Genomic DNA, 12,930 nt, shown 5'->3' on the forward strand with positions numbered 1-12,930 from the left:
GGCGGTTCCACACCGAGGCTGAACCAATCGTGAGCCGAGCAGGCCGCGACGTGCAGGGCGTCAGGCCAGCTGAAGCACGTGAACGACTCGGACACATCCACCGGCGCGAGCAGCACCACGGCCGCGCCGGGGTGCGTCCGCAGCATCCAGTCGCACAGCTCAGCGGCCCTGCCCTCCCCATCCCGCGTGCAGACGATGACGTCGGCCAGGCTCACGTCCTCCGCCCACGCGGTCGGCGACGCCCAGCGGACGACGGTGTCGGGCATGGTCACCACATCTCCCTCGGCGGCACGGGAACAGGCGTCACAGCCCTGTGTCGACCGGGCTCGGGTAACTCCAGCAGTCGGTACATCGCACGCCGGAGCTCTGCGGCGGAACGTCCGGGGCAGGACGTGAGCCTCTCACTGATGCGACCCGCCAGCAGCTCCGCGCCCGACCGGGCAGCGCGGAACTGCTCCTCGATCGGTATGTCCGCCACCAGCCTCGGCGCCTTGTCCTGCAACAGGTCCTGCGCCGAACCGGCGGTGGAGACCGAACGGACCGAAGGCTCCGTCAGGATCAGCGGACGGCCGATCGCCGCCGCGTAGACGCCCACCGAACCGTGGTCGGCGATCACCTGGTCGGCGGCCACCACAGCGGCACGCCAGTCCACATCGGGGGTGACGAGGACAAGCCCTGCATCACGGCAATCGGCCAACCAGGCCTTGATCTGTCGTGGACTGTGCCCGAACCACACCGCCGGGTGCAGGAGCGCAGCGACGGTGTACCCCAGCGGGGTCAGCTCAGCCAGGATCCTCGGCAGCAGCTCCGCGGACCTCCCGAACAACGAGCCGCTCCCCCAGGTCGAGCTGACCACCAGCAGTCGCCCGTCGAGCCCCACCCCCAACGCCTGCCGGTAAGCGGGCCGATGCGGCAGGCTGGCGACCACGCGGTCGTAACACGGGTCACCCGCGACGACCGCGTTGCCGACCGCCCTCGGACATTGCCTCCGAAGCACGTCGAGCTCGTCGTAATGCGCGAGCACGAGCGCGCTCGCGATCACCTTTCCGTTGTGCGTCAACCGCTGCGCGTCCAGTCCGTAGGCGAATCGGGCACCGTCGTCACCATATGACTTGCCGTACCCAGCCCCGTGCGGCATCACGACCAACGGCGCGTGCAGCTGGCCCAGCCCACCATAGGCCGCCGCCAACCCGAGGTCGAACCGCTCGTGCACCGCCTGCTCCCACGGCAGCACCAACCCCTCGGTCGACCGCAGGAAGTCCGCCACCCCGTTGCCGAACACATCGGGAGCCTGGGTGAATACCATTTGCACCTGCGAATCGGACTCGATCAACCCCACTGCTTCCAACAACCGCTGACCACTGGTCACCGTGTGGACCACAGCCAACACCGACCTGCACCCACCACGCGTCACCCACTGCGCCGCATCCGGTCCGATCGGCACCTGCGACCACTCCGCGTATGCCACGAACTCCCCCTCACCAGGCCATGCGAAACCTCATGGACCACAGCCTGATGCCCCCACTTGCCAACAGACTTGCAGAGAACTTGCCAAGGCAATCGTGTGGACCGGTTCACCAAGTCGGAGCAATGCGCCCGGTTCGGCTGCAAAAGCATCAAAACTGAGCGCAGAATGCGGTAAGGGCACGCCGTGCCAGCGAAGGGTGGCGCTGGTGGAATTCAGGATACTGGGCAAGACACGATTACGGGTCGATGGGAATGATCTCAGCCTGGGGCCAGCGAAGCAGCGCGGCCTCCTGGCGCTGCTGCTGTACGAGGTCGACAAACCCGTCCTGGTGGAACGGATCGCGCAGACCCTGTGGCACGGCAGCCCGGCCGAGAAGGTGCGAGGCAACCTCCAGGTATTGATCAGCAGGCTGCGAAGGGTCCTCTCGGATTCCGGATCCGGTGGCACCGTGCCAAAAGAAGGCGATGCTTACAGGCTCCAGATCGACCCACTTTTGATCGACTACCACCTGTTCCGCAAACTTGCGGAAGAAGGAGAAGCTGCAGCGGCCAATGGGAACCACGCGTTGGCCAAGTCGCTGCTCCTCCGTGCTCTTTCACTCTGGCATGGCCGCCCTTTGGAGGACCTGTCCGGCCCCTGGGCGGAGCACTGCCGGTACCAGATGGAGAACTTCGACCGGCTCCCCGCCTACTACACCCTCTTCAACAGCCAACTGGAGCTGGAGGAACACCTGCAGGTCATGAGCGGGACTGGCAAGATCAGACAGGACCACGAGTTCGACGAAATCTTCGCCCGCCAGCACATGCAGTCCCTCAGAGGCTTGGGCAAGTACCCGCACGCATTGGAATTCCACACACACTTCAGTGAACGACTGTTCGACGAGATGGGCGCCGAGCCGGGCCCCGAGTTGCGCGACCTCTACCAGGACGTGTTGCGCAGGCAGGCGGGCACCGGCGTGGCGCCTGTGGAGCAACCTGCGGCTGGTCTGTCACGACCGCACCAGCTGCCCAGAGTGGGGCGCAGGTTCGTGGGACGCGAGGACATCCTTGCCGAGCTGGACGCACTGGCGGACTCCATGGACGACGGTTACGGCCAAGTCGTCGTGCTGCACGGAATGCCAGGAGTTGGCAAAACAAGTCTCGCCGCCCATTGGGCGAACCTGAGCCGCGATCGATTCCCGGACGGCGAACTGTTCCTCGACCTGAGCGGGCACGGGCCTGGCACTCCACTTGCCCCGCACGACGCACTCGGGATTCTGCTGTCTTCGATGCGGTCATCACCGGACCACACCCCGGCGACCGGCAGCGATCGGAGACTCGAACTCCACAAGGTTCTGGGCCAACAACGGCTGCTGATCATCCTCGACAATGCCAAGGACAGCAGCCAGGTGCACCCGCTGTTACAGGCAATGACGAACTGCTTCACCATCGTAACGAGCCGAACACGCCCCTGGGGGCTGCCGATCCGCGACAACGCCCACGTCATCATCGTGCCGCCGTTATCCCCGACCGAGTCAGTCAAGTTGCTTCGCAACGAGATAGGGAACATCCGAACGGCCGGTTTCTCCGGAGCGCTGCAGGAGCTCGCTGCCCGCACCAACGGCCACCCGCTGGGACTTCGGATCATCGCGCAGCATGTTGCACACCGACCGGAAACCGCGGTTGCCGATCTGGTCGAGGAGTTCAAGGGACAGGAAGGCCTCGGCATTCTGGGATCATCAGCCGACAGCGACGACGAGGACGTGACGCTGCCGGCGGCCTTCTCATGGTCTTATCGAGCGTTGGCACCGACGACGGCTCGTGCGTTCCGGTTGCTCGGCCTGCACCCGACCACAGAATTCGGCATCACCGTGGCCTGCGCCCTGCTCGGCGAGGACGAGCAAGCAGTGGACAGCCACCTGCGCACGTTGACGAAGGCCAATCTTCTGCAGCACGGCGCGGCGAGGCGATACCGACTGCATGACCTCCTCCACGGTTACGCAGTCGACCTGGTTCGGCATGAGGAGTCCCCGGAAAACCGCAAGCGGGCTTTGGCAGCCTTGCTGGACTGGTACCTCGGCTCCGCGGTAGCCGCCATGGAACGCTTGAGCCCGGACTCACCACGTCCGCCGTCACCTGACATCCGCACGGTTGTCCCGCTCGATTTCGTGGACGAGAGCGACGCGCTCACCTGGTTCACCAAGGAACAGGCGAACCTGATGGCTGCCGTCCCGCACTCGTTCCGACATGGCTTCCCCAGTCACTCATGGCGCCTTTCGGCCCACCTGCACGAGGTCATGGACCGGATCTGCAACTACACCGAAATGATCTCCTGCCACCGGATCGCACTCAAGGCAGCACGGTTGACCATGGAGGAAGAAGCCCAGAGCGGCACGATGAACAACCTCGGGATGGTCCACTTCAGACTGGAGGAGTACCGGGAGGCCGCCTACCACATCAAGGCCGGCCTGGAAATCGCCAAACGTCTTGATCTCAAAGGGATGCAAGCAATCTGCATGCACAACCTGGCCAGCGTGCACCTCGCTCAAGGACAAGCAGGCAAGGCAGTAGATCTCTACAAGCAGGCACTGGAGCGGTTGCAGGAGCTCGGATCCCGTGGTGGTGAGGCATCCACACTGGGCCAGCTCGCCAACGCCTACCACGAACTGGAACGGGATGACCTCGCACTGGAACTGCACCACCGCGCACTGGAAATACGCATAGCCATCGAATCACATCGCGGCGAGGCGACAACACGCACCGAACTTGGCAAACTCCTGAACCAACAAGGTGAACACGACCAGGCCAGAGCACACCTCGAAGCAGCTCTCAAACTGCACAGTCACAGCGGCGACCGCGCCCGAACCAGTGAGGCGCTCACGACCATCGCGGACGTGTACTACAAGCTCGGCCTGCTCGACCGATCGATAGCCAGTGCAGAGCTGGCGATTCAGCACGCCGGGAAGATCAACGCACCGCAGAACCAGTTCAAGGCGCTGCACACTCAGGGCCACGCCCTCGTCCTCCTCGGGAATCGGGACGCCGCAGAAGAAAGGTGGCGACGAGCGCTGACGCTGCTCCGAGACCAGGACGGTCCGGAAGCTGACGCACTGCTCAGCCACTTGAGTTCACTCGAGACGACTCGTGATGACATACCGGAACCAAGAAGTTCTTTAATCGACGGACCTACCCAGCCGAACCGAACGAAGTCGAACAAACAAGTTGAGAATAAGACATAAAAAGTACCCACAGTTGCTTAATTCGCCGATGAGCACCATCGACGGTACCGTTGGCACAAAAATGCAGACCCCGGACACGATGGTGTTCCCCCGTTAGTGTAGAAAATGTCCATGCTCAAGAAGTTGATCAAGCGCCTCGCTGCAGGGCTCGTCATCGGCACCGTTGCTGTTACCGGCATCGTCTTGCTGAGCAGCAGCGCTGGAGCCCCGGTGACAGCCGCTTGGGGCATGATCACCTCCCAGCCCAACACGACAGAGGGAAAGGCCTGACGACGTGGCGTTGACCGTGAGTCACTTAAACCCCACCAGCAACCGACGTTCGATAGCTCACGATAGTCCGTATCAAGAAACCAACCAGGCTCCATGATGTGACGTGCGCGTTGCCGCGGGCTCTTGTTCCGTCGAACGATTCTCGTTCGCCAAGTACCCGCGGCAGCGCGCGCAGCCAGCCAATCGAGAGTCCAGGCGCACCACGGCAGTGAATGCTAAGTTTCCCCAAGGACGGTCACCAGCAAGCCCGTGAGCAGGGTCTATGCCGAGCTTCCGTGGAATCGACGACCCGTTGGAGGGTGCGCTCCTCGTGCAGTGCACCCCCGGCCAGGCGGCGCGGGCGGTCGAGCTGGCGGGTGGGCTGGTCGTCTCCGGGGCGGGTGCGGTCGCGGAGGTCGAGCGGTTGCGGCAGGGCGGGGTGGACGTGCCGCTGCTGTGCGATGCCCAGCGGTACACGGGGCGGCGGCGGGCGTTCGCGGGGGCGGAGTTCAGCACGCAGTGGTTGGCCGTGCAGCGGCGGCTGGGCGGGCCGGTGCTCACCGACTCGGGCTACGTCGGCAAGCGGGACATCCGCGGGCTGCGGTCGATCCTGCGGCGGGCGCTGCGGCTGGGGGACGACGTGGTCGCGGTGCTGCCGCTGCACAGCGACTGGCTGAAGGACCCGCAGGACCGGGACGCGCTGCTGCGGGAGGTGTCGTTCGCCAGGGTGCCGGTCGCGGTGGCGCTGGAGCACTCCGCCGACCCGTTGGGCGTCCAGCAGGTGCTGCGCGGCCTCCTGCTGCTCCTCGCCACCGGTGTCCCCGTGGTCCTGCTGCGTTCCGACGTCTCCGCCATCGGCGCCCTCTGCCACGGCGCGCACGCGGCCGCGGTCGGCACCACCACGTCGCTGCGCCACATCTACCCCATGCCCAAGCCGGACGCGGGCGGTGGCGGACGGCGGGCGGGCGTGGCTGTGTTCGTGCCGCACTGCCTGAGCTACCTGGGCGTGGACAAGGTCGCGGGAGCGGTGCAGCGCACTCCCGACATGAGCCACCTGTGGGTGTGCGAGTGCACGGCGTGCGCCGGTCGCACCATGGACCACTTCGCCACCATCAGGGACGAGGCCACGCGCACCGACGTCGCGTTCCGCCACTCCGTCGAGCTCCTGCACCAGCTGCGCGACGAGCTCCTCGCTCCGCACCTGGACGAAGCCGACCGCGAGCTGGCCTGGCACGAACGCTGCAAGGCCGCCGCCTGGCACCACACCGAGATCGGCGCCCAGCTCTTCGACTGGCGTCCCCCGAACTTCCTCACCGCCTGGCGGAAGGTGTGGCGACCGGCTCCAGCACACCGTCCCTGATCAGCCGCTCGTACACCAGCTCCTCCACCCACCGGTCCAACGTCCGCCGCCGCGCCCCCTCCACCCGCCCCGGCCGAGGCGCCACCACCACCCGCTCCCCCACCACCAACCCGACCCCGGCGTACCCGCACTCCAACCGACACCGCTCCTCATCCACCCCGACGATCGCCGCCGCGCAGAACCCCGACAACCGCACCGCCGCCCCCAACGCCCGCCGCCAGTGCGCCCCGGTCCCCACCACCCCGACCAACCGCACCACCTCGGGCTCCCGCACCGCCTCCGGCCACTCCCACGTCACCAACACATCCCGATCCAGCACCGGCCCGCTCCGCCGCGCCGCGTGGGCGACGTGGTCGACGCGCACCACCACGTCCACGGACACCCCCAGCAACGACATCCCCCGAACCACCGCGCCCGTCCAACCGAGCAGGTCGCACACCTCCGCCGGGTCAGTCACGAGAACACCGTAACCACGCCCACCGACAAATGCGTCCGAGCCAGATCCGCCGAATGGCGAACATGTCACGCTTTCGGGTGAGATCGATCTTCCTGTCCCGTAGTTACCCTCAGGTCAGGAGCTCGTCCCACGACATGCGCGTTGGGGGTCCGATGGCTGGGAACAAACCCGAAGACGTCCAGCGACTCGCGGACATGATCGCTCCCAACTCGATCGGGCACCTGACCGACGTCCTGTTCCGATGGCTGCGGGACAGCCATGACGCCGCCCACGACCTCCAGTTGCAGCGCAAGGACGACCGAGGCGACTGGTACAACGACACGAGCTTCGGAACCGACCGCTACCAGTACCTCGTGCAGACCGCGAAGTCGTTGCGGGACGAGCTGGACGACCTGCTGGTGGACCGCGGTGAGAACTCGCTCCTCCTCAAACTTCCGCGCGTCGCCGTCTACCCGTTCCGCGTCGAGGCGGGCCCGTACAAGCCCATCCGCAACATCAGCGACCTGCGCAAGGAGCTGCTCTCCGACGAGCCCCCGTCCGACGAGGAGACCAGGGACCTGCACCTGCTGACCCGGAAAGAAGCACTCGTCAACGGTCGCGAGCTGCTCCTGCTGCCCTGGACCGGCTCCGAACGCCAGGGCTGTACCGGTATCTGGGCAGGTCAGGGGATTCTGGAGGGAAGCCTGATCAACTGGGGCTGGATCGTGAGCCTCGACACGGCCGCTGAGGGCGGAGGCACCCAGGTGCACCCCACGCCACTGGGACCCATTCCGACACCGGACGTCTTCGACGGCCACCCGCCCTCGCTACCAACGCTTCGACCACACCCCGAGCGGCCTCACGGCTCCGGCGGCTGAGTCGTAGCATGTGACGCGGCAACGCCGTACGCACACGAGGGAGCGCAGCCGTGACCACGGATGTCGTTCCGGTGTTCGACCCGTCACGGCTGTCCATGGCGCGAGTGCTGGCAGGTCTCGGCAAGTCCGATCTGGGGCGGGCGATCGACAGGTCCGGCGGAACCGTCACCCAGTACGAGCTCGGTCAGACCGTGCCGACCGCGGAAACGTTGCAGCGGTGCGCGCGAGCACTCGGCGTGCAGGTCGGGTTCTTCGCGGCGGGCAGGCCAAGGCTCCGCCTGGACACCACCGACATCCACTTCCGCACCACGAGCGGTGCGGCTTCCCGTCTTCGCTGGATGGCCGGGGTCGAGCTGCTGTGGGAGTTGATCGACCAGGTGGGGAGGGTCGTGGAGCTGCCGCCGGTCGACGTCGGACTCGCGCTGGGAGTACGACACGGGGATCCGATCACCACCGCCCACCTGCTCAGGAAGGCTTGGGGGCTCGACTCTGGACCGGTCGTCCACCTGTTGCGGCAACTGGAGACTCGTGGGGTCTTCGCGCGGCTCCTTCCACACCGCGACCAGTCAGGGGGCTCGTTCTCCTCGGCGCCCCACGGACTTCCGATCATCGTGCTGGCGGACGACGACGCCGTCGAACGCCGGTTCAGGACAGCGCACGAGGTCGGGCACCTGCTGCTCCACCCGGAACCGGCACCGGGCAACGCCCGCCACGAGGCCGAGGCGGACTCGTTCGCGGAGGAGTTCCTGATGCCCGCCAGCGAGATCCTCGACCTTGTACCGGGGAAAGCCGACGTCAAGGCTCTCCGGGACGTCGCCGCGGGCTACGGGGTGTCGCCCGCGGCCCTGCTGCGACGTACGAACTCCGCGGGCATCCACTCGACCACCGCGATGCGGAAGATCATGGCGGACATCGTGGTCGAGGCCGGTGAGCCCACCAGGTCGGCATATCCCGGCGAGCGGCCGGAACTGCTCGCCCAGGCCGTCGCCTTCGCCGGACAGCTCGGACTCCCGACCAGCAGGCTCGCGGCGGAACTCCGCGTCACACCGACGTTGCTCCGGGAGCTGCTGAACCTGCCCGACACCCGCCCGCGGCTGAGCGTGGTCTCGTAAGCGCCTACAGCCCCAACCGCTGCTGCTCCGCCAGCACGACCTGCTTCTCCACCGACACCTCCGTGTCCAACGCCCCCTTGTGCGCGTGCTTCGTGTCGCTCTCCCGCGCGTACTCGTCGAACAGCAACGTCTTGTGGTCCCGGATCTCCTGCACCTGCACGTCCACGCTGTCCTTCACCAGCAACCGGTGCACGTGCACCTTCCGCGTCTGCCCCATCCGGTGGCACCGGGCGATGGCCTGTTCCTCGGTGCTCGGTTTCCACTGGGGTTCGGCGATGATCACGACGGACGCGGCCTGGATGTTGAGGCCGACGCCGCCTGCCTCGATCTGGCTGACGAGGACGGCGTGGTCTTCGCGGGCGGTGAAGTCGTCGACGAGGGTCTGCCTGGCTTCGGCGGAGGTGCTGCCGGTGAGGGGGCCGAAGGCGTCGGGGCCGACGTGCTCGGCGACGGAGGCGAGCACGTCGAGGAAGTAGGAGAAGACGACGACCTTCCAGCCGTTGTCGCGGGACTCCTCGACGATCTCCAGCAGCCGCTCCAGCTTCGCCGAGCCCTCGGGCGTGCCCGGGTCGTAGGCCGCGCGGCGCATGGCCATGAGGTTCCCGGCGCGGACCGCCTCGCGGTAGGCCTGGCGGTCCTGGGGGCCGAACTCGACCCAGTCCTCCACCTCCAGCAGCTCGGGCAGCTCGCCGAGCACGTCCTCCTGGTTGCGCCGCAGGTACACCGGCGCGACGACGCGGCGGAACGCCTTGGCGCCCACCAGTGCGTCGTTGCCACCGGAGCGCGCGGCGATGTTCGGCTGGAGGTAGGACACCAGCGTCCGGAACTCCTCGACGCGGTTCTCCATCGGCGTCCCCGTCAGCAGCAACGCGCGTTCGGCGCGCTGCACCACGGCGTTGACGGCCTTGGACCGCTGGGTGTCCGGGTTCTTCACGAAGTGCGCCTCGTCCACGACGACGAGCGCCGGGCGGAGCCGTCGGGGCAGCTCCAGCTTGGGCAGCGTGCCGAACGTGGTCACGCCGACACCGCCCTGCTTGCGCCACTCGCCGACCGCCGCGTCGCGGCCCGCGCCGTGCAACCGGTGCGGGACGAGCCCGCTGTGCCGGGCGATCTCGTTGACCCAGTTGACGACGACGCTCGCCGGGCAGACCACCAGGAACCCGCGCCGTCCGTCGGCGGCGAGGCTGGCCATGACGGCGATGGCCTCGATCGTCTTGCCCAGCCCCATCTCGTCGCCGATGATCACGCGCTTGCGGGCGAGCACGAACCGGGCGCCGAACGCCTGGTAGCCGCGCAGCGACACGGTGAGCAGACTGGTGTCGAGCCTGGTGTTCTCGACCTCGCGCTCGATGTCCTCGGGGACGAAACCCCTGGCGGCGCTGCGGTCCGGCAGCACCTCGGTGCCCGCGAGTCCGGCGAGGTCGGCGAGCACCGTGTTGTACGCGGCCGCGTCGAGCTCGTAGTCGCGCCACAGCGCGCGCTGGTCGAGGTCGGGCACGCGCAGCTGGGTGTCGACCGCGCGCAGCGCGACCACGTCCCGGCTGCCGAGCAGCTCCCGCAACCGGTCGAGGGCGTCGAGCGTGGCCTGCCGGTTCTTCTTGAACGAGAACAACATCCGGACGCGGCTGGTCGCGCGGGCCGCCAGTCGCACGTCGTCGTCCACGCGGGTGAGCACGTCGGAGATGGGGTCGTGCAGCGGTGCCACGAGCTGGGTCGCGCGGCGGAGCTTGGACATCAGCTGGAGCAGCTGGGTGTGACCGCGTTCGGGGCGGTCGGGGTCCAGCCGGACGGCGGTGTCGCGGGTCAGCGCCTCGACCAGCTCCCGCGCCGCCCGCAGCACCAGCACGGCGGACTGGTGCCCGATGCCGGGCGCCGCGTCGAGCCGGGCGAGGCCGGCAGCCTGGACGTCGGCGACCGTGTGGTACCCGGCCGCTTTGAGCCTGCCGAGCCGCAGGTTGGGCGCCGCGTCGCGCAGCCTGTCCACCGGCATCGCCCGGACCTGGTCGGCCACCTGGGAGTCGCGCACCGCCTCGTACTGGGCGGCGGCGAGGGCGCGGAGCCGGTCCGGTTCCGCGCGCACCCCCTCGGCCTGGGCGCGGAACGCCGCGGCCGAGTCCAAGACCGACTGGGCGTGCTTCGAGTCGTTCACCCGTGTCCTTTCGCGAGGTGGCGTGACAGGAACCGACCCTGCTGCGCGGAAGCGGGAAGAGACCACAGGGTACCCAGCCCCCTGCCGGCCCCCGTTTTCCCGTTTTCGGGCGCCTTCAACCCCGGTCTAGCCGAACGCGAGCACGATCCGCCGGTTGGCGACCAGCCGGGTGCGGTGCACCTCGGGGTCCACGGTGAGCGCGGGCCACCGGTCGAGCCGGTCGTAGGACTTGGCCAGCAACCAGTGGGCCGCCTCGGGGTTGATCGACTCCAGGGTGCCCTGCCCGGCCATCCGCTCCGTGGCGACGACGACGTCCCTGGTCACGAACGCGTTCCTGATCACGCCGCCCGCGACCTCGTCGATCAGGAACACCATCGCGTGCTCGTCGACGCCGTGCGCGTAGGTGCACAGCAGCGCCAGGTAACCGGCGTCCAACGACCGGTCGCAGATCCACGAGCTCCGCACGCGCAGCGAGTCCGCCACGGGTGGCGCGACCACCATCGCCCACTCGCGCGGCCTGCCGGTGAGCAGCACGGCCATCGCCCGCAGCAGCGCGAGGTTGCGGCGGCTGGGCAGCGACAGGGCGTGGTCGATCAGCCCGACCCAGAACTTCTCGTCGGCCACGCCCGGCGGCACGGCGGAGCTGAGCGTCAGCTCCACCTCCAGCGGGTCGGACGTCTGCGGGAGGTCGCGGCACGCCTGGACGACAGCGCGCTGGACGTCGTCCAGCTCCGTCCCCTGTGGACCCCGCAGCGACCGCACCACCACGATCGGGCGGTGAAGTGGCTGCTTGCGGCCCTGTGTCCGACGACTCACCCGCGGAGGCTGGCACGGCGAACGGCACACCGGCCGGAGCCACACCAGAGCGGCAGGGGAGAATCACCCATCGTGGACACCGTGGGCAAGGCACTGTGGGAAGCCGCGGCGAACCCGCGCCTCCGGATCCCGAAGCTCGACGCCGTGTCGTCGGAACTCGTGGACCAAGCCGCCACGGAGGTGCTACACCGCGAGCTGGACAACCTGTGGAACGCGGGCTGGCTGCCCTACGACCTCGTGCAGGTCGTCTCGCGCCACGAGGACGAACGCGTGGTGTCGATGCTGGTCGACGCGATCGCGTCGGAGATCGAGGAGTACCCGGCCGCGACGGTGCACCCGCGCTGGCGCGACCAGCTCGTGGAGATCGACGCCACCGTCTGGTGGGACCGCTCCAAGCCGCACCTCGACGAGTGGGCGCGCAAGCACATCGAGCTCCGGCAGGACGCCGTGGAGATCGTCGTCGCGCTGCTGTCCCGCCTGCTGCTCCTGCCGCGCCTGCAGAACATCCTGCCGCGCCCCGGTTCGACGGCGATCGAGGTCACCCACGTCGGCGTGAGCTCGAAGGTGCTCAACCGGGTGCGCGGGCTGCTCGCCAAGGCCGAGTCGACCCAGTTCCCCGAGGAGGCCGAGGCGCTGTCGGCCAAGGCCCAGGAGCTGATGAACCGGCACGCGTTCGAGCGCGCGGCCGTCGACGCCGACGCGCACGTGCCGCAGACCGCGACCTCGCGGCGGATGTGGCTGGACAAGAGCTACTTCGACGGCAAGGCGCAGCTCGTGCACGTGGTCGCGAAGGCCAACCGGTCGCGCGCCGTGGTCTACGGCAACATCGGGTTCGTCGCCCTGGTCGGCGACGAGATGGACCTGGAGATCGTCGAGCTGTTGTCGACGTCGTTGCTGGTGCAGGCCACCAGGGCGATGGTGGCGGCGGGCTCGGGGAAGTCCAAGGGTGCCGAGGCGCGCAGCCGCGGCTACCGCAAGTCGTTCCTCTACTCCTACGCGCACCGCGTCGGCGAACGGCTGGAGGCGGCCACCGAGGTGCACGCCTCCGACGACCGGTTGCTGCCGGTGCTCTCGGAGCGCAAGCAGGCCGTGGACGTGCTGTTCGAGACCCTGTTCACCAAGACGAAGGCCAAGTCCGTCACGGTGCGCAGCGAAGCGGGCTGGGAGGCGGGGCGCACTGCCGCCGACTCGGCGAACCTGAACGTGAACCGGGCCGCGGTCGGAGGCGGACCGGCAACCTGACCG

The 12,930-nt window shown here is 68.0% G+C and carries 10 protein-coding genes; 6 read left to right on the forward strand and 4 right to left on the reverse strand.

Going from position 1 to position 12,930, the window contains the following annotated elements; translation table 11 throughout:
* Nucleotides 1–268 precede the first annotated feature (268 nt).
* Nucleotides 269–1,306 (reverse strand): hypothetical protein, encoded by a 1,038-nt coding sequence (locus CLV43_RS35505; RefSeq protein ID WP_146175026.1) that lies wholly within the window; start codon nt 1,304–1,306, stop codon nt 269–271.
* A 367-nt stretch (nt 1,307–1,673) separates the two neighbouring features.
* On the opposite strand from CLV43_RS35505, the gene CLV43_RS35510 reads away from it, so the two are divergent.
* The 3 genes from CLV43_RS35510 to CLV43_RS35515 all read left to right on the forward strand — a co-directional run bounded on the left by CLV43_RS35510 (nt 1,674) and on the right by CLV43_RS35515 (nt 6,294).
* Nucleotides 1,674–4,685, forward strand: a complete 3,012-nt coding sequence (locus CLV43_RS35510) for an AfsR/SARP family transcriptional regulator (RefSeq protein ID WP_146175027.1) — start codon at nt 1,674–1,676, stop codon at nt 4,683–4,685.
* A gap of 111 nt (nt 4,686–4,796) precedes the next feature.
* On the forward strand, nt 4,797–4,955 hold the full coding sequence (locus CLV43_RS48125; RefSeq protein ID WP_170156159.1) for a hypothetical protein: 159 nt from the start codon (nt 4,797–4,799) through the stop codon (nt 4,953–4,955).
* A 262-nt stretch (nt 4,956–5,217) separates the two neighbouring features.
* Complete coding sequence (locus CLV43_RS35515) at nt 5,218–6,294, forward strand: hypothetical protein (RefSeq protein ID WP_106192963.1); 1,077 nt, start codon at nt 5,218–5,220, stop codon at nt 6,292–6,294.
* On the opposite strand, the gene CLV43_RS35520 is transcribed toward CLV43_RS35515, so the two are convergent.
* Nucleotides 6,245–6,751, reverse strand: a complete 507-nt coding sequence (locus CLV43_RS35520; RefSeq protein WP_106192965.1) for a hypothetical protein — start codon at nt 6,749–6,751, stop codon at nt 6,245–6,247. The two genes, CLV43_RS35515 and CLV43_RS35520, sit on opposite strands and share 50 nt — an antisense overlap.
* A gap of 194 nt (nt 6,752–6,945) precedes the next feature.
* Here CLV43_RS35520 and CLV43_RS35525 point away from each other — a divergent pair, with 194 nt between their 5' ends.
* Nucleotides 6,946–7,608, forward strand: coding sequence for a hypothetical protein (locus CLV43_RS35525; RefSeq protein WP_106192966.1), 663 nt, complete (start codon nt 6,946–6,948; stop codon nt 7,606–7,608).
* A gap of 50 nt (nt 7,609–7,658) precedes the next feature.
* Nucleotides 7,659–8,720, forward strand: coding sequence for a helix-turn-helix domain-containing protein (locus tag CLV43_RS35530; protein WP_106192968.1), 1,062 nt, complete (start codon nt 7,659–7,661; stop codon nt 8,718–8,720).
* A 4-nt stretch (nt 8,721–8,724) separates the two neighbouring features.
* Here the strand turns inward: CLV43_RS35530 and CLV43_RS50195 are convergent, their stop codons facing one another.
* Nucleotides 8,725–10,869: a DEAD/DEAH box helicase gene (locus tag CLV43_RS50195; protein WP_106192970.1), complete on the reverse strand. Its 2,145-nt coding sequence runs from the start codon at nt 10,867–10,869 to the stop codon at nt 8,725–8,727.
* Between the two features lie 126 nt (nt 10,870–10,995).
* Nucleotides 10,996–11,685, reverse strand: coding sequence for a hypothetical protein (locus CLV43_RS35540; RefSeq protein WP_245887197.1), 690 nt, complete (start codon nt 11,683–11,685; stop codon nt 10,996–10,998).
* 81 nt (nt 11,686–11,766) lie between these two features.
* Between CLV43_RS35540 and CLV43_RS35545 the strand changes: the two genes are divergently transcribed.
* The gene (locus CLV43_RS35545) at nt 11,767–12,927 is read left to right on the forward strand and encodes a DUF2786 domain-containing protein (protein ID WP_245887198.1); all 1,161 of its coding nucleotides are present in this window, start codon (nt 11,767–11,769) and stop codon (nt 12,925–12,927) included.
* The last annotated feature ends 3 nt before the right edge of the window (nt 12,928–12,930 follow it).

It is taken from the genome of Umezawaea tangerina, assembly GCF_003002815.1.
In the GTDB taxonomy this organism is placed as follows: Bacteria; Actinomycetota; Actinomycetes; order Mycobacteriales; family Pseudonocardiaceae; genus Umezawaea; species Umezawaea tangerina.